The following is a 19,440-nucleotide window of genomic DNA, read 5'->3' on the forward strand; positions in this document are numbered from 1 at the left end:
TGTTGTTTTGAAAAGCTATTCGACAAACCAGCGCAGCGGGCCATACCGCGCGCGGTCGCGAAAGGAACGCTCTGAGGCGCCCGCCTAGGCCGCCACCGCCAGGCGCGACAGTTCGGTCAGAATCCGCTCGGCGGCGTTCAGGCGCTGCTCAGCGCTCTCCCACTCGCCCTTGACCACGGCCTTGTTGTCCGGCCGCAGGCGCCAACCCATCTGATTGCGCCCGACGAAGGCGATCAGGCCGCCCGGGTTCGGGAAGGCGTCATTGCGGAAGGTGACGACGGCGCCCTTGGGCCCCACATCGATCTTCGACACGTTGGCCTGGCGGCACATGCCCTTGATGGCCACCACCTTGAGCAGTTGGTCGGTCTCGGGCGGCAGGGGGCCGAAGCGGTCGATCAGCTCGGCGGCCAACGCCTCCCGATCGGCGGCCTGCTCGGCGTCCGACAGGCGGCGGTAGAGCGACAGGCGCACGTTCAGGTCCGGCACATAGGCCTCCGGGATCAGCACGGCGGCGCCGGTGTTGATCTGCGGCGACCAGCCACGATCCTGAACACCCTCGGCGCCCACGAGCTCCTTCAGCTCATTGACCGCGTCCTCGAGCATCTGCTGGTAAAGCTCGACCCCGATCTCGCGGATATGACCAGACTGCTCCTCCCCCAACAGATTGCCACCGCCCCGGATATCCAGGTCGTGACTGGCGAGTTGGAAACCCGCGCCCAGGCTGTCGAGGGACTGCAGAACCCGAAGCCGCTTTTCCGCCGACAGGGTGATGGCCTTGTCTTCCGGCGTGGTCATGTAGGCATAGGCCCGGGCCTTGGCCCGGCCCACGCGGCCGCGGATCTGATAGAGCTGCGAGAGGCCGAACATATCGGCCCGGTGGATGATCAGCGTGTTGGCGGTGGGGACATCGAGCCCGGACTCCACGATGGTGGTGGAGAGCAGCACATCGTACTGGCCGTCATAGAAGGCCGACATGACCTCTTCGAGTTGGGTCGGCGGCATCTGGCCATGGCCAACCACGAAGCGCACCTCGGGCACCTGCTCGCGAAGGAAGCGCTCCAGGTTCGGCAGATCCGATATCCGGGGCGCGACGAAATAGGCCTGACCGCCGCGGTACTTCTCGCGCAGCAAGGCCTCTCGAACGGTCACTGGATCCCATGGGGTGACATAGGTCCGCACCGCCAGTCGGTCGACGGGCGGCGTGGCGATGATCGACATCTCGCGGATTCCAGAGAGCGACATCTGCAGGGTGCGCGGGATGGGCGTCGCCGTCAGCGTCAGCATATGCACATCGGCGCGAAGCTCCTTGAGCTTCTCCTTGTGCTTGACCCCGAAGTGCTGCTCCTCGTCGACGATCACCAGTCCAAGGTCCTTGAACCCGACCTGCTTGGACAGGATGGCGTGGGTGCCGACGACGATCTCGATCTCGCCGGACTTGAGGCCTTCGCGGGTCTCGGCCGCCTCCCTGGCGGGAACCAGGCGGGACAGACGCCGAACCTTGATCGGCCAACCTTGGAAGCGGGCCTCGAAGGTCTTGAAATGCTGACGGGCCAGCAAGGTGGTGGGACAGACCACAGCCACCTGCTGGCCGCTCATAGCCGCGACGAAGGCGGCCCGCAGGGCGACCTCGGTCTTGCCAAAGCCCACATCCCCGCAGATCAGCCGGTCCATCGGCCGGCCTGAGCCCAGGTCGGTCAGCACGTCGCCGATGGCGTTGAGCTGGTCCTCAGTCTCCTCATAGGGGAACCGGGCGCAGAATTCGTCGAACACCCCGTGCGGCGGATCGATGGCCGGGGTGGTTTTCATGGCCCGCTCAGCGGCGATGCGAATCAGGCCGCCGGCCATCTCGCGCAGCCGCTCCTTGGCCTTGGCCTTGCGCGCCTGCCATGCCGCCCCGCCAAGCCGGTCGAGGGCGACCCCGTCGGACTCCGCGCCGTAGCGGGTCAGAAGGTCGATGTTCTCCACCGGCAGATAGAGTTTGGCCTCGCCGCCGTACTGCAGCTCCAGGCAGTCGTGAGGCGCGCCCTGGACGTCGAGGGTCTTCAGACCCTCGTATCGTCCGATGCCGTGTTCGATATGGACGACCAGGTCGCCGGGCGTCAGGGCGGACGCCTCAGCCAGGAAGTTGGCGGCGCGCCGACGCTTGCGCGGTCTCGCCAGCCGGTCGCCGAGAATATCGGTCTCGGAGATGACCACCAGCTTGTCGGTTTCGAAACCGGCCTCCAGGGGCAGGACCACCCTCTGGGGTATCTTTGGATCGGCCGCCTTGGCCGCCTGCCAGTACGGCGCAAGCGCGATCTTCGAGAGGCCGTGGTCGGCCAGCATGCCGCCCAGACGCTCAGACGCGCCTTCGGTCCAAGACGCGAAAAGGACGCGCTTGCCCGCCGCCGACATGGCCTTGGCGTGATCGACGGTCGCTTCAAACAGATTGACGCTGTCGCGCTGCCGCTCAGGCGCGAAACTGCGCCCGGCCCGGGCGCCCAGGTCGATCACCTGCTCGCCCTCGACGGCGTTGAAGGCCGAGAAACGCCGGTTGGGCCGCGTGGAAAGCGCGCTCTCCCACTCCGGGACGGTGAGATAGAGCTGCTCGGGTGGCAGGGGCCGGTAGTTGGACTTGCGACCGGCCTCGGCCCGCGCGCCATAGGCGTCCGTCACCATGCTCAGGCGCTCGTCCCGGGCCTCTGGCGCCAGGTGGTCGACGGCGATCAGGGTATTGGTCGGCAGATAGTCGAAGACCGTCTCTAGGCTCGGATAATAGAGCGGCAGCCAGTGCTCCATGCCCGCCCGCCGCCCCCCTTCGCTGACCGTGGCGTAGAGCGGGTCGTCACCGGCGGCGCCGAACGTCGCCACATAGCCGGTCCGGAAGCGGGAGACGGCTTCGGCGTCGAGCAGGGCCTCGCTCACGGCCAGCAGGCTGACCTCGGTGAGCTGGCGGGTGGAGCGCTGGGTCTCGGGATCGAAGGCTCGGATGGATTCCAGAATGTCGCCGAACAGGTCGAGCCGCACAGGCTCGTCGGCTGCGGGCGGAAACACATCGATCACCCCGCCGCGGATGGCGAATTCGCCCCGCTCGGAAACCGTGGAGGCGCGCTGATAGCCGTTGACGGCGAAGTAGCGCTCGAGGTCAGCAATCTTCACCTGGCGGCCGACATGGGCGCTGTAGGAGGCCCCCTCCACCGCGACCCTGGGGGGCACCCGCTGGATCATGGCCGGGATCGCCGCCACCAGCAGGGCCGGGACCTTGGGCGCGAAACCCCCGGTCGCCAGGCGCGCCAGGGTGGTCATCCTCTGGGCCGCCACCGCAGGCGAAGGGCCGATCCGGTCGTAGGGCAGGCAGTCCCAGGACGGAAGTCGCATGACCTCGACGTCCGGGGCGAAGAAGGCGAAGGCCTCCGCAAAGGCGTTCAGCCGAGCGGTGTCGCGGGCGATGAAGACGTTCAGCCCGCCACGGGCGCGAACGATGTCCGACATGACCAGGGCGTCATAGCCCTCTGGCGCGCCGACCAGGTCGATGCGTTCCGGGTCGGTGTTGATGCGCTTGAGCTGGGTGGCGCTGGGCGCGGCGGCTCCGTCAGCCGCCACTTTGACCGCCAATCGTCTTGTGAGCCTCGTCCCGGAACACCCTGATCATCGTCATGATTTCGGTGTCGAACTCAGGCGGCGTGGGCGACCGCTCCACGATCCAGGCGTAGATGTCATGGTCCGGCTGATCGAGGAGGTGCTCAAGGATGTCGAGCTGGGCCTCGCTTAGCGCCTTGGCATGCCGGTCCACGAAACCGCCCAGGATGAGGTCGGCCTCCACGAAGCCCCGATGCCAGGAGCGGAACTTCAGGCGCTTCAGTCGGATGTCATGCGTGCTGGCCATTGCGTGCGCGGATATAGAGGCCCTGTCGCGCCAGCGCCAGGGTCAGGTACGATCAATCCCCGCCAAACCAGGTGAATGAGAGGGTCCGAAGTCGCTCAGGTCCGATCTGGCCGGCTGTGCGCAGGATAACAGGTGGCTCGCCGCCAACGGCCGACCCTTGCGCCGACCGCAGGGCTTCTAGGTCCAGTTGGCCATCAAGCCTCACCTGACCGACCCCCGGCGCCTCGCCGGCGAATCGGAATTCACCGTTCCCAAGCTTGTAGCTCGTCGGCAGGACGCGGATGCGCACACTGTGCGCCTCACCCCCAAGCTCATTGGTCTCAACCGGGCTGGAGAGGTCCGAGAACTCCAGCATGACCGGGGCATAGGTCTCCATCCGATCACCGCCCTCCCAGGCGGCGAACTCGGCCGCCCCGCCGATGTGCAGATGATCAAGCCGAAGTTCGCCGATGCGGACCTCCTGGCTCGGGATGTAATAGCCAAACAGGTCCTCGCCGGCGACGTGAGAGAAGCCCGGATGGGTCGGCGCGGCGACCTCGACCTGTCCTTCCGGAGCCGGGGGCGTTGCGTTCAGGGACGCGGCCTCTGGATCAGTCTCACTGCAGGCTGCCATCAGGCCTGCAAAAGCCACGCTGAACATCCACCTTCGCATCACGTCCCCCTGCCAGAGCCAAGGCTCAAAACACCCGACGACCTTTGGTCGGTCCATCGCGCGCGGCAACGCTGGCCACGCTATGGTCGCGCCATGCGCCCGGAGATTCTCTACCCGCTCTTCGCCCCGATAGACACGCTCAAGGGCGTAGGCCCGAGGGTTGCGCCCCTTCTGGCCAAACTGGCGGGCCCCCTGGTGCGGGACGTGGCCTTCCTGGCCCCGCACAGTCTGATCTTTCGACACCCCGCCCGGGTCGACGCCGCGGTGGAAGGCGCCGTGCAGACCTTTGCGGTGACCATTGAGGCCTATCAGGCGCCCCGCAACGCCTCCCAACCGTGGCGCGTCCGGACCTTCGACGGCTCCGGCTTCCTGACCTTGGTCTACTTCGGTGGCCTGGGCGCGCGGATAGAGGGGCAAAATCCCGTCGGCCACCAGCGTCTGGTCAGCGGCAAGGTGGAGCGCTTCGGCTCCGAGATCCAGATTGCGCATCCGGACTATCTGGTGCCGATCGACAAGGCCGACCAGATCCCGGAGATTGAGGCGGTCTATCCGGCCACCGCCGGCTTGCCCGCCCGGACAGTGCGACGTCTCGCCCTCGACGCCCTGTCCAGGGCGCCGGCGCTTCCGGAGTGGCAGGATGCCGCCTGGCTGGCGCGCCAGGGCTGGGGGTCGTGGCGCGAATGCCTGCAACGGCTCCATGCGCCGGAACAGGAAACTGACCTTAGCCCCCAGGCCCCGCACCGCCAGCGCCTGGCCTTTGACGAACTGCTGGCCCATCAGCTGGCCATGGGGCAGCGGAGGGCCGAGCGGCGGGCCGAACCCGCGCCGCCTATTGTTCCAGGCCGCCTGGCCAACGCCCTGGCGGCGGCCCTGCCCTTTCAACTGACTGGGGCTCAGGAACGCGCCCTGGCCGACATCCGCGCCGACCTCACCAGCGGCGAGCGGATGTCGCGGCTGCTCCAAGGGGACGTGGGCTCTGGAAAGACCGTCGTGGCCATGCTGGCCATGGCTGACGTCGCCGAGGCTCGAGGTCAGAGCGCCTTGATGGCGCCGACGGAGATCCTCGCGCGGCAGCACTTTGAGACCTTGGCGGCCCCGCTGGAGGCGCAGGGCCTGGCCGCCATTCTGCTGACGGGCCGCGACAAGGGCGCCGCCAGGGCCGAGAAGCTCCGCGCCCTCGCCAGCGGCGCGATCCAGGTGGCGGTTGGAACCCACGCCCTCTTCCAGAACGACGTGGTCTTCCATGACCTCCGGCTGACGGTCATCGACGAGCAACACCGCTTCGGCGTCGCGGAACGTCAGCGCCTGCAGGCCAAGGGTCAGGCCACCCACCTCCTGGCCATGTCGGCGACGCCGATTCCGCGCACCCTGGAACTGACCGTGTTCGGCGACCTGGATGTCTCCCGGATCGACGAGAAGCCCCCGGGCCGCACCCCTGTCGCCACGCGCGCCATCCCCATGGGCCGGATGTCCGAGGTGGAGGCGCGGTTGAAGTCTGTCGTCGCCGCAGGCGCCCAGGCCTTCTGGATCTGCCCCCTGGTCTCGGAGTCGGAAAAGAGCGATCTCGCTGCGGCCGAGCGTCGAGCCGGCGAACTGCGCCAGCGGATCGGCCCCAGCGTCGGCCTCGTCCACGGCAAGATGCCCGGCCCCGAGAAGGACGCCGTCATGGCGCGCTTCGCCCAGGGGGAGCTGTCGGTCCTGGTGGCCACCACGGTCGTCGAAGTGGGCGTCAATGTGCCCAACGCCACAATCATGGTCATCGAGCAGGCGGAGCGCTTTGGCCTGGCCCAGCTTCATCAACTCCGCGGCCGGGTCGGCCGTGGGCATGGGGAAAGCGCCTGTGTCTTGCTCTACGACCCACCCCTTTCCGAGGCTGGCCAGAAGCGGCTCGACATCCTGCGGCGGACAGATGACGGCTTCCTCATCGCCGAGCGCGACCTGGAGCTGCGCGGCGGCGGCGACCCGCTTGGGCTGCGCCAAAGCGGGTTTCCGGCCTATGTGTTCGCAGATCCCATCGCGCACCGGGACCTGATCGCCGCGGCCGGTGACGATGCGCGCCTGATCCTGGCCCGCGACCCGGACCTCACCTCAGAGCGCGGCAAGGCGCTGCGGGTGCTCCAGGCCCTGTTTGACTGGCAGGCGCAGTCCACCCTCCAGGACGCCGGCTGAGCCGTCAGGCGATGTCAGTCAATGCGGTGAACGGGAGAGGTCTCGATCTCGGCGCCCGGGGGGATGGGTCGGGCCGCGTGGGGGAAGTCCGGATCCGCCAGCAGCGCGCTCAGACGAAGCTCATAGCTCGCCTCCAGATCCCCGTAGAATAGATTGTATCCAGGTATCTTTCTCTGATTTGCCCATGATCCGGTTGGGCGAAATGCCGCCGAGCGCGGCCGGGAGACCCGCAGAATGCCGGCCTCGCAGCGGGCGCTGACCTGGCGACTCTGCAAGGCTGGCCGGGCGCCCCATTCCAGGCTGGTGGCGTTGGTTGCGCCCTTGGCCAGGCGGGCCGGCGCCTCAGCCTCGCTGACCGCGCCGAGCAGGGGATTGTAGCAGGCCGCCGGGCCCGTCAGATTGACCAGTTGCCCCGCCCCATCCCAGGTCAGAGACCGGTCACGAAGCAGCTGGGCGCGCTCCCGATCCCGATCATAGGCTGACACCCAGGCCGCCAGGCACCCGGTCTCAGTCGGCGCGCGGCAGAGCGGCAGGGGCGGCGCGTTGGCTGGAACGGCGGTCTCAATCAGATAGGCCGCCACCAACCGACGTCGCAGATCAGGATCCCCTGCGATCTCGTCGGCCAGCAATCGCGCCGCGAGGGTCCCCCCCTGCTCCACCCCCACAATGACGAAGGGCCGCCCATGATTGTAGGCGCGCATATATTGGATGAAGGCCTGCCGCACATCGCCATAGGCGAACCGCCGAGCCTCCCGCGCGTCATCGCGCAGGGTGAGCATGGAATAGAGGCTCGCCTGCCGATAGCGGGGGGCGAACACCCGTCCCGTGCGGACGAAGGGCCCCACATAGTTTGGCCCCACAGTACGGCGGAAGAACGCATCAGCTCGGGGGTCGTCGATGGGCGCATTCCAGTGGCTGCCGCCGTCGTAGCTGGTCGGCCCGACAAAGAAGACGTCCGCCTGATGCGCATCCTCAGTCCAGGTATCCGGCTTCGCCGGGAGCAGGCTCCAGGCCTCCCGGCTTGCATAGTCGGGCGCCGGTGGCGGCTCATAGGTCTGGAAGGGTTCCTTTGGATCGAGCCCGGTGCGCAGGATGTCGTCGCGCCAGACCACGCCGGCGGCGACCAGCAGGCCGACGATCAGAAGGGCCGCCCCCGTCAGCCAAAGCTTTGTCCGTCCTGTGTCGCCCATGGCGCGAGGCTAGCGTTTTATCGGGCGAGTGGAAATCTGCAGCCCATCGACACCGGGATCAGAGATAGGGGTCAGGCTGTGACAGATAGCTGCCGACATAATCGCTGATACCCGCTTCCAGGCTGGTGAAGGGCGACTCGTAGCCCGCCTCGCGCAATCTCCCCATCTCCGCCTGGGTGAAATACTGGTAGCGCTCGCGGATGGCCGGCGGCATGGGGATGTAATCGATATCTGGCGCCCGGCCCGCCGCGGCAAACACCGCCCTGGCCAGATCGGCGAAGGTCCGCGCGTCGCCTGATCCAAGATTGTAAATCCCATTAATCTGGGGATTTGCCGCCAGCCAGGCGATCACGTCGGCGACATCCCGGACATAGACGAAGTCCCTCAACTGCCCGCCATGAGCGATATCGTCACGATGGGACTGGAACAGCTGGACCTGCTGGCCGTCTCGGACCTTGGGCCAGATCTGCGCGGCCACGGATTTCATGCCGTGCTTGTGGCCTTCGTTGGGCCCGTAGACGTTGAAGAACTTCAGTCCCGCCCACTGGGGCGGAGCATAGTCCCGCGCGGCCTGACGGACAGCGAAGATGTCGAACAGGGCCTTGGACCAGCCATAGGCGTTGAGGGGCTTGAGCGCGGCGAGCGCCTCGAAGCTGTTGTCGTCCCCAAAGCCCAGGTGTCCGTCCCCATAGGTCGCGGCCGAAGACGCGTAGATCAGCCGGCGCTGCCGATCAGCGCACCAGCGGAACAGGTCCCGGGACAAGGCGAAGTTGGACTGGATGATCTTGTCGGCGTCGGGCTCGGTCGTGGAGGAGACCGCTCCCATGTGGATGACCAGCTCCACGTCGCGCCAGCGCTTCTCCAGCCAGTCAAACATCTCCTCGGGCGCCACGAAGTCGCCGATCGGATGCTTGGCGATATTGCGCCACTTGCCAAGCTCAGCCTCCCGCAGACGGTCGCAGACCACCACATCGAGGCTGCGGTCCTGCGCCAGGCGCGCGACGATGTTGGAGCCGATGAAGCCAGCCCCACCGGTGACGAAGACGATACGTCGGCTCATGCCTTCTCCTGCATCCGGGCCAGGGCCGCGGTGGTGGAATAGCCATCGACAATCTGGGCCAGACGGACCTCGCCGCCCCAGGCCCTCACCTGAGCGGCCCCGACCACCTGGTCCTCGACATAGTCCGCGCCTTTGATCAGCACGTCGGGACGGGCAAGCTCGATCAGATCCAGGGGCGTATCGGCGTCGAAGGGCACCACCAGATCGACCGCGCCGAGACCGGCCAGCACCACGGACCGGCTCTCCAGGTCATTTACCGGGCGGCTCTCGCCCTTCAGTCGCCGGACCGACGCGTCGTCGTTGACCCCGACGATCAGCCGGTCGCACCAGCTGCGCGCCTGGTTCAGATAGGCCACATGGCCCTTGTGCAGGATGTCGAAACAGCCGTTGGTGAAGCCAACCCTCAGGCCGCGCGCCTTCCAGCGGGCGACTTCCTCGGCCATGCGCTGGGGAGTGCAGACCTTGGCCTCAGCCGGCGCCTGGTGGGCGGCGAGGGCCGCTTCGATCAGCTCACCCGGGGTGACGACCGCGGTTCCGGCCTTGCCCACCGCGACGCCGGACGCAAGCATGGCGAAGGCGGCCGCGTCTTCGATGGCGGCGTTCGCCGCCAGGGCCAGCCCCAGGGCCGCAAGCGTGGTGTCGCCGGCGCCCGAGGCGTCGAACACCTCCTTCGGCGTCCCTGGAAAATGTCGGACCGGCTGACCGCGGACAGCCAGTGAAATCCCCTTGGCTGACCGGGTCACCAGAATGGCTCGCGCCTCGCAGAGGCTCAGCGCATGGGCCAGGGCCGCCGCGATCTCCTCGTCGGTGGAGGTGGGCATGTCCGTCGCGTGGGCCAACTCCGCCGCATTGGGCTTGATGATGTCCACCTCGCCATAGCGGGCGAAGTTGCGGGCCTTGGAATCAACAATGATCCGCGCCCCCGCCGCCCGACACGCTGCGATCACAGCCGGGGTCACGACGCCCTTCCCATAGTCCGACAGCAGGATCAGGCCAACATCGGCGGCGATGTCGCGGATCGTGCGGATCAGGCGCTCCTCAACCTCGCCGTCGGCTGGGCTGGTCACCTCGTTATCAACCCGCAGAAGTTGCTGGCCCCCGGAGACAAAGCGGGTCTTGAGGGTTGTCGGGCGAGCGGCATCGGTGACGATGAAGCCTTCCACGCCAGGCTCCGCAGCCACGAGGCGCAAGGCTTCGCGCCCCTCGCCGTCTCCCCCGACTAGCCCGACCAGGCAGACATGCCCCCCCAGGGCGGCCACATTTCGCGCCACATTGCCGGCCGCCCCAAGCATGACCAGCTCCCGCTGGCGCGCCAGGACGGGGATCGGCGCCTCCGGAGAGACCCGCGTCACCTCGCCATAGACGAAGCGGTCGATCATCAGATCGCCGACGCAGGCGACCCTCACGCCTGGGACCGTGGACAGCAGATGCTGCAGGGCGGCGAGATCCATGGGGCGTTCCCTCAGGCTTGAACCGCGTCGTGCAGGGATTTGAGCGTCCGCAGAAGAGGCCCGGCGTCCTTCAAGGGCAGGCAGCTCGGCCCATCGCACAGCGCCCGGTCGGGATCATGGTGAAATTCCAGAAAGACGCCGTCAGCGCCGGCGGCGACGGCCGCCTTGGCGATGATCGGCACGCCTTCACGGCGTCCGCCGGTGGAGGCGCCGTTGGACTTCGGATTGGCGCCGGGCAGCTGCACGGCATGGGTGGCGTCGATGGTCACCGGCGCGCCAAGGGCCTGCATCTCGGCGATACCCAGCATGTCGACGACCAGGTTGTTGTAGCCGAAACTGACCCCGCGTTCACACAGGATGGTCATGTCGACCTCCACCGCCTCCTTGATCTTGTCGAGGATGTTGCGGCAGTCCCAAGGCGCCAGAAACTGCCCCTTTTTGACGTGCAGAAGGCCGCCGGCGGCCTTGGTCGCCTGGGCGGCGGCGACCACGAGGTCGGTCTGGCGACAGAGGAAGGCCGGAATCTGAACGAGGTCAGCGACGGCCGCGACCGCCTCGACCTGATCGATCTCATGCAGGTCGGTGCAGATCGGAACGTCGAACTCGTCTTTGATCTGTCGAAGGATCTTGAGACCTTCCTCCAGCCCCGGGCCGCGATAGCTGCGGATCGAGGAGCGGTTGGCCTTGTCAAAACTCCCCTTGAACACATAGGGCAGGCCCAGGTCAGCGCAGACCGCCTTCAGGTGGCGCGCGGCGTCGCGGGCCAGCTCCAGGTCCTCAAGCACGTTGACGCCGGCGATCACCGCCAGCGGCTGGCCGGCGCCAATCGACAGGTTCCAGTGCTTCAGTTCGAGTGCGGCCATCAGATCGTCCCTGGGTGAGCGGATCAGGGCCTAAGTGGCGCCCGGCTTGCGGCTTCACAAGCCGGAAATCCTGCGCGCCGGCCCGTCCGGCTGCGTCCGGGGCTGCACAGGGGCCGTACACTGGGCTCCGGGCGAGTGTCGCGCACCGGGGCCTGCTGTGCTAATTTGCGTTCGACACGAGGGGTAAGCGACGATGACCATCGCCCACAACTCGTCTTCCCTGGCCGAGCTTGCCATGGTCCCCGGCGCGCTTCGCCGTGCCCCGGAACTCAGCGGCGCCCCAGCGGCCTTTCGCAGCGCCCTTGGTCTTCTGGCGCGAAACTGGACCGTGGGAACCCTGACCTTCGTCCTCCCCACGGGGCGTGAACTGGACCTGGTGGGCCCAGAGCCTGGTCCCGGCGGCCGGCTCATCATCCGCGACTACGCCTTCATGAACCGTGTCCTGGCGGCGGGCGACATCGGCTTCGCCGAGGGTCACATGGCGCGCCAGTGGGAGACGCCTGACATGGCGGCCCTGCTCTGCGTCTTCAGCCTGAACTTCGACAAGATTGAGCGCCTGGCCCTGGGCGCGCCGCTGATGTGGGTGCTGAACCGGTTTCTGCATCTGTTTCGCGACAACAGCCGGACCGGCGCTAAGAAGAACATCCACGCCCACTATGACCTGGGCAACGCCTTCTATTCCCGGTGGCTTGACCCCACCATGACCTACTCAGCGGCCCGCTACGCCCACAAGGGCCAGCCGCTGGCTGAGGCGCAGACCAACAAATATCGCGCTCTGGCGGCGCATATGCGTCTGGAGCCCGGGCATCACGTGCTGGAAATTGGCTGTGGCTGGGGAGGGTTCGCCGCCTTCGCCGCCGGCGAGATCGGCGCGAAGGTCACCGCCATCACCATCTCGCAGGAGCAATACGACTTCGCCGCCAAGCGGATCTTCGACCTGGGCCTGGCCGAGCGGGCGGAGATTCGGCTGGTCGACTATCGCGACGTGGCCGGGACCTATGACCGGGTCGCCTCGATCGAGATGTTCGAAGCGGTGGGGGAAAAATACTGGCCGAGCTATTTCGGAAAGATCGCCGAGGCCCTGGCCCCAGGCGGCCGGGCCGGGCTGCAGATCATCACCATCAAGGATGAGTTTTTCGAGGGCTATCGCCGCCGCGCCGATTTCATTCAACGCTACATCTTCCCGGGCGGCATGCTGATCAGCGAGCAGCGCCTGCGGATCGAAACTGGGACGGCGGGCCTGGCCTGGGACGAGGTCAGCCGCTTCGGCCAGGACTATGCCGACACCCTGGCTGAGTGGATGCGAGAGTTCGAGGCCGCGTGGCCAGATATTCAGGCGCAGGGATTTGACGATCGTTTCCGGCGGCTCTGGCGGTTCTATCTCGGCTATTGCGAGGCCGGGTTCCGGACCGAACGCACCAACGTAATCCAGCTCGCCCTCTCAAAAACCTAGCCTAGGGCGCCCTGCCCCCTGTTCCAGCGCTCGGCAGGGCCCTAAATAGCGGCCCATGACCGTCGCACACAGCGTTCTCGACACCATCGGCGATACGCCGCTCATCCGCCTCAACCGGGCCAGCGATCTCACGGGCTGCGAGATTCTCGGCAAGGCCGAGTTCATGAATCCCGGCCAGTCGGTGAAGGACCGGGCGGCCCTCTACATCGTCCGTGACGCTGAGGCCAAAGGCATGTTGCGCCCCGGCGGGCGGATCGTCGAGGGCACGGCAGGCAATACCGGAATTGGCCTGGCCATGGTCGCTAAGGCCCTGGGCTACCAGGCGACCATCGTCATCCCCAGGACGCAGAGCCAGGAGAAGAAGGACGCCATCCGCCTTTTCGGCGCCGAACTGGTTGAGGTGGACGCCGTTCCCTACTCGAACCCCGACAACTATGTGCGCTATTCCGGTCGCCTGGCCGAGGAGCTGGCCGCCACCGATCCCAATGGCGCCATCTGGGCCAACCAGTTTGACAATGTCGCCAATCGCCGGGCTCACGCCGAAACCACGGGGCCAGAGATCTGGCGACAGACCGACGGCAAGGTGGATGGCTTCATCTGCGCTGTCGGCTCTGGCGGCACCCTGGCGGGTGTCGCCCAGGCGCTACGGGCCGAGCGGCCGGATGTGAAGATCGGCCTCGCCGACCCCTATGGCGCGGCGCTGTATTCCTACTACACGACCGGCGAGCTGAAGTCCGAGGGTGGCTCGATCAGCGAGGGCATCGGCCAGGGTCGGATCACGGCGAATCTCGAGGGTCTCACTGTCGATCACGCCTACCGGATCTCTGATGAGGAGATGCTGAAGGTCATCTTTGACCTGGTGGAGCACGAGGGCATGGTGATGGGCGGATCAACCGGCGTGAACGTAGCCGGCGCCATCCGGCTCGCGCGGGATCTTGGCCCCGGCAACACCATCGTGACCATCCTCTGCGACCAGGGCGCGCGCTACCAGAGTAAGATCTTCAATCGGGCCTTCCTCACGGAAAAGGCCCTGCCCATTCCGGCCTGGCTCTGAGAATGGAGACCGGTCCCCTCGTCTCTGTCGACTGGCTGGCCTCGCGCCTGGGAGAGCCCGACCTGCGGGTGGTCGACGCCACCTGGTACATGCCGGCTGAGAACAGGCCGGGTCTGTCGGAGTTCGAGCGGGGACACATCCCAGGCGCGGTCTTCTTTGACATCGACCAGATCGCGGACCGCACCCTCGACCTTCCTCACATGTTGCCCGACCCTAAGGCCTTCACTGCGGCGGCTTCGCGCCTGGGCCTGGCCCCTGCGCACCGCATCGTCGTCTATGACGGTCAGGGGATCTTCTCAGCCCCCCGTGTCTGGTGGACTCTGCGGGTGATGGGGTTTGAGCAGGTGGCGGTGCTGGACGGCGGGCTGAAGGCCTGGCGGGCGGCCGGCCTGCCTCTCGACTCTGGCGCCCCGACGCTGGAGCCGGCGCCAAGCTCGGCCCGACCACAGTTAGATCTGGTGCGCGATCTGGATGCTGTACTGGCGGCCCTTGCCGACCCGCAGGTGCAGATTCTCGACGCCCGCCCGGCTCCGCGTTTCCGCGGCGAGGCGCCAGAACCCCGCGCGGGCCTGCGCGGCGGGCATATGCCCGGCGCCTGCAATCTGCCGTGGAGCGCGGTCGTCGACGCCGATGGGGCCCTACGCGCGCCGGCTGAGCTCCACGCCGCCTTCGCTGTGGCCGGGATCAATCTGGACCGACCGATCATCACCACCTGCGGCTCCGGGGTGAGCGCCGCCGTCCTGGCCCTGGCACTGGCCCGGCTCGGCGTTGATCGGGTCCCGATCTATGACGGCTCCTGGAGCGAGTGGGGCGCCCGGTCAGATACGCCGGTCGTCACCGGCCCATGAGCAGCGCCATGGTCATCCGTCTAGCCACGGCCGATGACCTCCCAATGCTCCCGGAAATAGAAGTCTCGGCCGCGACTCTCTTTCGAGACTCTGGCGTCCAGATCATCACCGGTGAGGCCGACGACGCCCCCATCGAGTTCACGCCCGCGGAGACCTGGGCGCCGATCATGGCGGCCGGCCTGCTGTGGGTCATGGCCGATGACGAGGCGCCCGGCGCCTTCCTGGCCGCCAGAATCGAGGACGGTCGTCTCCATATCCTCGAATTTGACGTCCATCGCCGCCATCAGGGCCAGGGTATCGGACGGCGGATGCTGGGCTTTGTCATCGACGAAGCCCGCCGCAGAGGCCTTGAGGGGCTCAGCCTGACCACCTTCCGTGATGTCGCGTGGAATGCGGCCTTCTACGCCTCGGCGGGCTTTGAGGTCATTGAGCGCGGCCAGGCCCCAACCACGCTCGTCGCCTATCTCGACCGGGAGATCGCCCGCGGTCATGATCCCCACCGGCGGTGCGCCATGCTCCTGCGGTTCTAGCGGACGGGGGCTGCGTAGATGAGGCCAGGGTCGGGCGCGCTCCACAGGGCGTTGAGCCCGCGCTCAAGCTTCAGTCCGGAATCGGCGCCGAGATTGCGGCGGAAGATCTCGTTGTACGCCCCCACCTGGGAGATGGCCTGATAGGCCCAGTCGGCTTCGAGGCCCAACATCGCCCCTAGTTCCCCTTCAACTCCCAGCAGACGCCGGGTGTCAGGGTCAGACGCCGTCTCCCGGGACCCTTCCACAGTGGTTGAGTTCACACCCAATTCCTCAGCGACAATCAAGGCATTGACCGTCCATCTGACGATATCGGTCCAGGCTGGGTCATCCTGGCGGACCACGGGGCCGAGGGGCTCCTTCGAGATCACGGTCGGCAGGATGACGTGGGCGTTGGGATTGCTCATCAACGAGCGGGCCGAGGCCAGGGCGGAGACGTCCGCGGTGAAGACGTCGCACGCCTCCGCCTCGTAGGAGGTTCGCGCCTCGGCCTCGTCATCCAGGACGACGGGGGTGAACTCAAGCCCTCGGGCGCGGAAATAGTCCGACAGGGTGGTTTCCGTCGCCGTCCCCGCCTGAACGCAGATCCGGGCGCCACTGAGTTCATCGGCGCTGGTCAGATTGAGTGAACGAGGCGCCATGAAGCCTTGGCCGTCGTAATAGGTGATGGCTGCGAAATCGAGACCGAGGCCCGCGTCCCGAGACAGGGTCCAGGAGGTATTGCGCGATAGAATGTCCACGGAACCGCCCTGCAACTCGGCAAACCGGTTCTGCGCCGAGACCGAGCGGTAACGGACCGCATTGGCGTCCCCGAGCACGGCGGCGGCGACGGCGCGACAGATGTCCACGTCAAAGCCACGCCAAACTCCGCGCACATCGCGCACCGCAAACCCGGCCAGGCCCGCATGGACGCCGCATAGAACATGGCCGCGCCGTCGCACCGCCTGCAGGGTCGGACTGGGCGTGGGGGCGAAGTCGCGCACCACCGCAGGGGTGGGCGCTGGCGTCGGTTCAGGTTCCGGAGACTCCGCCTCCCGACCGCACCCGGCCAGGACCAGCAACAGGACAGCGGACGCCGCGAGGCGTCGGATCATGGGGGGCTCCTTGATCGGACAGGGGTAGAGAGGTCTAGTACATGGAGTTTCGCCCCTGATGCCTCACGAACGTCAACCCGCATGACCGAAGAAACACGCCTGATCCATTCGGGTCTGGCGCAAACGCCTCTCGCCCGCACGGTCGGCCCACCAATTCAGCGGGGCTCCACTGTCCTGCTGCCCAACGCCGCGGCGCTGTATGATCACGAAGCGCAGGTCACCTATGGGCGACAGGGTCTGGCCGCCCAGTCGGCCTTGATCGCCGCTCTGGCTGAGCTGGAGAACGCCCAGGGCGTGACCCTCTACCCCTCGGGGCTCGCCGCATTGACTGGCGCCCTGCTGGCGGTCCTGAAGTCCGGGGACGAGGTGTTGGTGGTCGACACCATCTACAAGCCGACCCGACGGTTCTGCGACACCGTGCTGCGGCGCTTTGGCATCGGGGTCCGCTACTATCCCGCCAGCCTGGACGCCGAGGCGCTCATGGCCGCCTGCGGACCGGCCACCCGGCTGATCCTCCTGGAGTCGCCGGGGTCGTTGAGCTTCGAGTTTCAGGACGTGCCGGCCATCGCCGCAGCCGCCCGGTCCCGCGGGCTGCTGACCCTGATCGACAACACCTGGGCCGCCGGACTGCTGTTCAAGCCCCTGGACCATGGGGTCGATATCAGCGTCCAGGCCCTGACAAAATATGTCGGCGGCCATTCGGACGTCTTCATGGGCTCCGCCGCCGTGGCCGAGGAGAGCCTGGTTCGCGCCCTGGACGACGGCGTGCTGAACATCGGCTGGGCGGTGTCCCCTGACGACGCCTATCAGATGCTCCGAGGCCTGCGGACCCTGCCCACCCGCATGGCCCGCCACGACGCCTTGGCGCGGCGCCTGGCGACGTGGCTCGCCCTCCGCGAGGAGGTGGGTCAAGTCCTGCACCCGGCCCTGCCGGGCGCTCCAGGGGCCGAGATCTGGCGGCGGGACTATAGCGGCGCCTGTGGCCTGTTCGCCTTCACCTTGGCGCCAGGCAAGCCACATGCCACGGCCGCCTTCCTCGATGCCCTGCAGGTGTTTGGCCTGGGCTTCTCCTGGGGCGGCTTCGAGAGTCTTGCGATCGACTGCGACCCACAGCTATCGGGCCGCCTTTCCCCCGACGCCTATGGGGGCCCGCTGATCCGGCTCCATGTGGGACTGGAGGACCCAGACGACCTGATCGCAGACCTGGAACGCGGCTTCTCCGCCTGGCGGGCGGCGTTCTAGATGGCTGAACCGGCGGACTGGATCGCCGACTTCCTGTGCGAGCAGGTCCTGCCCGCCGCCTATCGGGGGACGATCCAGACGGTGGCCGAACCCCTGGCTCGGAGGCTGGCCGCCCTGAGCGCCGGACGCCGGGGGCCCGTCATTGCAGGCGTTTGCGGCGCTCAGGGCTCAGGCAAGTCGACCCTATGCGAGGCGCTGGCGCGCCTGCTGCGACGGCGGGGCCTGAGGGTGGCGGTCCTGTCGCTGGATGACCTCTATCTGTCCCGTGCGGCGCGTGCAGAGCTGGCGAGGCGCATCCATCCTCTGTTCGCCACCCGCGGCCCGCCCGGGACCCACGATATCGACCAGGGGCTCAGCCTGTTTGACGACTTGGCGGGGACTGGCGGGGTGGTCCTGCCGCGGTTCGACAAGGCGAGCGACGAGCCGGCGGCGCAGGGCGTCTGGCCTTTGGTCCAGGCGCCAGTCGATCTGATCCTGTTCGAGGGCTGGTGTGTCGGGGCCCAGGCTCAGCCGCTCAACGCGCTCGCCGCGCCGATCAACCGGCTCGAGCATGATCAGGATCCTGAGGCCGTATGGCGCACCGCGGTAAACGCCGCCCTGTCAGGCCCCTACCAGCAGCTGTTCGACCGGATCGATCACCTGACGCTCCTGAGGGCGCCCAGCTTCGAGGTGGTCGCCGACTGGCGAACAGAACAGGAAGAGAAGCTGCGCCAAAGCCGTCAGGCCGAAGGCCTGGGCCCTGGCCAGACCATGGACCCCGCAGCGGTTCGAAACTTCATCCAGCTCTATGAGCGCTTGACCCGCCACATCCTGGCGACCCTGCCCGATCTCGCCGATCTGGTGATCGACCTCGCCCCGGATCGCACTATGCGGATGGCTGGACCTGCTGGGTCGAGGCGCTGAGCTCGAGGCCGGCGCCCTCCTCGGCGAAATAGCGCAAGGTTCCGACCAAGGTGTTGCGGCGATCGTGGACGAGCACCTGGGCGTCTCCCCCGGCCGAGGCGATCAGCTGGGCGAGACTGCGGGCCTTGGCCTCGGCGTCGGCCCCTGAGATGAACATCAGCGGATGATCGGCCAGGCCACAGGTCACCGACCAGCCGCCCTCGACAGGCGAGACGGACACGACATTGTCCACGGCTTCACCAACCTTCGCGAGCCAGGCCATGGGTCCTCCCGTGTAAAGACAGTCATCCGGGCGAGTCTGCCAGATAACCTCTGGGCCAGCGGAGCTCGTCCGTCTGTCGGTCAGTCGACACTTCTCAAAGGCGTGATGAACCTACCCCTCGATTTGGAGTTGCGGCCGGAATGGCGCGCCCTGCAGGACTCGAACCTGCAACCGTCCGCTTAGAAGGCGGATGCTCTATCCGGTTGAGCTAAGGGCGCCTGAGGACCTGGCGCTAGTGGGTCCAGGGGACCTTGCGGCCGAAGGCGAAATTGTCGGCATAGGCCTTGATGATGCGTTTGGCGGGCTTGGGATCAAAGACTTCGAAGGCGATGCCGTTCTGTTCGGCATAGGCCACAGCCTCTTCCCTGGTCTCAAAGGACAGGCGCAGTTGGCCTCGGGTGTCATCAGTCTGCGTCCAGCCCATCAGGGCGTCGGGTCGACGGGCGCTGGCGGGTTCAAACTCCAGAACCCAGTCATTGGACTTGCCGCGTCCAGACTGCATGGCGTTCTTGGCGGGGCGAAGGATGCGCGCGAGCATGTGGCTGTCCCATTGGCGATCTCGGCGGCCCCTCCCGGACAGGTGTGGCCCCTGCTCCGGGCCACGGAGGCCCCCCGGCGAAACTCAGGGACCACAGGCTCCCCAGCGTCGCTGGAAGGCCGAGGGCCCGACGTCGGCGTCTGGTCGGGGCGGCGTGATTCGAACACGCGACCCTCTGCTCCCAAAGCAGATGCGCTACCAGGCTGCGCTACGCCCCGAGACGGACGCCGACAACGGCCGTCTCATGCCACGCAAGGCGCCGCGCCGCA

The 19,440-nt window shown here is 67.2% G+C and carries 17 protein-coding genes and 2 tRNA genes; 7 read left to right on the forward strand and 12 right to left on the reverse strand.

Annotated features, from left to right (window positions below):
* Positions 1–84: 84 nt before the first annotated feature.
* Genes mfd through Q8K84_RS10305 form a run of 3 tightly spaced genes read right to left on the reverse strand, consistent with a single transcriptional unit; the run spans position 85 to position 4,478 of the window.
* On the reverse strand, positions 85–3,534 hold the full coding sequence (gene mfd, locus Q8K84_RS10295; protein ID WP_305282688.1) for a transcription-repair coupling factor: 3,450 nt from the start codon (positions 3,532–3,534) through the stop codon (positions 85–87).
* 37 nt (positions 3,535–3,571) lie between these two features.
* Complete coding sequence (locus Q8K84_RS10300; protein ID WP_305282556.1) at positions 3,572–3,865, reverse strand: succinate dehydrogenase assembly factor 2; 294 nt, start codon at positions 3,863–3,865, stop codon at positions 3,572–3,574.
* 52 nt (positions 3,866–3,917) lie between these two features.
* Complete coding sequence (locus Q8K84_RS10305; protein WP_305282557.1) at positions 3,918–4,478, reverse strand: hypothetical protein; 561 nt, start codon at positions 4,476–4,478, stop codon at positions 3,918–3,920.
* A 132-nt stretch (positions 4,479–4,610) separates the two neighbouring features.
* Between Q8K84_RS10305 and recG the strand changes: the two genes are divergently transcribed.
* A complete protein-coding gene (gene recG, locus Q8K84_RS10310; RefSeq protein WP_305282558.1) occupies positions 4,611–6,686 on the forward strand; it encodes an ATP-dependent DNA helicase RecG in 2,076 nt (691 codons plus the stop codon).
* Between the two features lie 14 nt (positions 6,687–6,700).
* On the opposite strand, the gene Q8K84_RS10315 is transcribed toward recG, so the two are convergent.
* From Q8K84_RS10315 to kdsA, 4 genes are read right to left on the reverse strand one after another with little or no spacing between them, the layout of a single operon-like run.
* On the reverse strand, positions 6,701–7,876 hold the full coding sequence (locus Q8K84_RS10315) for a DUF3089 domain-containing protein (RefSeq protein WP_305282559.1): 1,176 nt from the start codon (positions 7,874–7,876) through the stop codon (positions 6,701–6,703).
* A 58-nt stretch (positions 7,877–7,934) separates the two neighbouring features.
* On the reverse strand, positions 7,935–8,936 hold the full coding sequence (gene rfaD, locus Q8K84_RS10320) for an ADP-glyceromanno-heptose 6-epimerase (RefSeq protein WP_305282560.1): 1,002 nt from the start codon (positions 8,934–8,936) through the stop codon (positions 7,935–7,937).
* Positions 8,933–10,387, reverse strand: coding sequence for a D-glycero-beta-D-manno-heptose 1-phosphate adenylyltransferase (gene rfaE2, locus Q8K84_RS10325; protein ID WP_305282561.1), 1,455 nt, complete (start codon positions 10,385–10,387; stop codon positions 8,933–8,935). Before rfaE2 ends, rfaD begins: the two co-directional genes overlap by 4 nt.
* A gap of 11 nt (positions 10,388–10,398) precedes the next feature.
* Positions 10,399–11,250: a 3-deoxy-8-phosphooctulonate synthase gene (gene kdsA, locus Q8K84_RS10330; protein WP_305282562.1), complete on the reverse strand. Its 852-nt coding sequence runs from the start codon at positions 11,248–11,250 to the stop codon at positions 10,399–10,401.
* Between the two features lie 193 nt (positions 11,251–11,443).
* Between kdsA and Q8K84_RS10335 the strand changes: the two genes are divergently transcribed.
* The 4 genes from Q8K84_RS10335 to Q8K84_RS10350 are packed head-to-tail and all read left to right on the forward strand — an operon-like array spanning position 11,444 to position 15,135.
* On the forward strand, positions 11,444–12,703 hold the full coding sequence (locus tag Q8K84_RS10335) for a class I SAM-dependent methyltransferase (protein ID WP_370867860.1): 1,260 nt from the start codon (positions 11,444–11,446) through the stop codon (positions 12,701–12,703).
* 55 nt (positions 12,704–12,758) lie between these two features.
* On the forward strand, positions 12,759–13,757 hold the full coding sequence (locus Q8K84_RS10340) for a cysteine synthase A (RefSeq protein ID WP_305282563.1): 999 nt from the start codon (positions 12,759–12,761) through the stop codon (positions 13,755–13,757).
* A gap of 2 nt (positions 13,758–13,759) precedes the next feature.
* Complete coding sequence (gene sseA, locus Q8K84_RS10345; protein ID WP_305282564.1) at positions 13,760–14,605, forward strand: 3-mercaptopyruvate sulfurtransferase; 846 nt, start codon at positions 13,760–13,762, stop codon at positions 14,603–14,605.
* 8 nt (positions 14,606–14,613) lie between these two features.
* A complete protein-coding gene (locus Q8K84_RS10350) occupies positions 14,614–15,135 on the forward strand; it encodes a GNAT family N-acetyltransferase (RefSeq protein WP_305282565.1) in 522 nt (173 codons plus the stop codon).
* Here the strand turns inward: Q8K84_RS10350 and Q8K84_RS10355 are convergent.
* Positions 15,132–16,226, reverse strand: a complete 1,095-nt coding sequence (locus tag Q8K84_RS10355; RefSeq protein WP_305282566.1) for an amino acid ABC transporter substrate-binding protein — start codon at positions 16,224–16,226, stop codon at positions 15,132–15,134. The two genes, Q8K84_RS10350 and Q8K84_RS10355, sit on opposite strands and share 4 nt — an antisense overlap.
* Before the next feature lie 81 nt (positions 16,227–16,307).
* Between Q8K84_RS10355 and metC the strand changes: the two genes are divergently transcribed.
* Entirely contained in the window at positions 16,308–17,468 is a 1,161-nt protein-coding gene (gene metC / locus Q8K84_RS10360) for a cystathionine beta-lyase (RefSeq protein WP_305282567.1), read from the forward strand.
* Complete coding sequence (locus Q8K84_RS10365) at positions 17,469–18,371, forward strand: ATP/GTP-binding protein (protein WP_305282568.1); 903 nt, start codon at positions 17,469–17,471, stop codon at positions 18,369–18,371.
* Here Q8K84_RS10365 and Q8K84_RS10370 read toward each other — a convergent pair.
* The 4 genes from Q8K84_RS10370 to Q8K84_RS10385 all read right to left on the reverse strand — a co-directional run bounded on the left by Q8K84_RS10370 (position 18,334) and on the right by Q8K84_RS10385 (position 19,389).
* The gene (locus tag Q8K84_RS10370; RefSeq protein ID WP_305282569.1) at positions 18,334–18,633 is read right to left on the reverse strand and encodes a hypothetical protein; all 300 of its coding nucleotides are present in this window, start codon (positions 18,631–18,633) and stop codon (positions 18,334–18,336) included. The genes Q8K84_RS10365 and Q8K84_RS10370 overlap by 38 nt on opposite strands.
* A gap of 141 nt (positions 18,634–18,774) precedes the next feature.
* A tRNA-Arg gene (locus Q8K84_RS10375) sits at positions 18,775–18,851 on the reverse strand.
* 14 nt (positions 18,852–18,865) lie between these two features.
* Positions 18,866–19,171, reverse strand: a complete 306-nt coding sequence (locus tag Q8K84_RS10380) for an ETC complex I subunit (RefSeq protein ID WP_305282570.1) — start codon at positions 19,169–19,171, stop codon at positions 18,866–18,868.
* 141 nt (positions 19,172–19,312) lie between these two features.
* Positions 19,313–19,389: transfer RNA gene (locus Q8K84_RS10385), tRNA-Pro, on the reverse strand.
* Positions 19,390–19,440 lie beyond the last annotated feature (51 nt).

The organism is Phenylobacterium sp., from assembly GCF_030679875.1.
GTDB lineage: Bacteria > Pseudomonadota > Alphaproteobacteria > Caulobacterales > Caulobacteraceae > Phenylobacterium.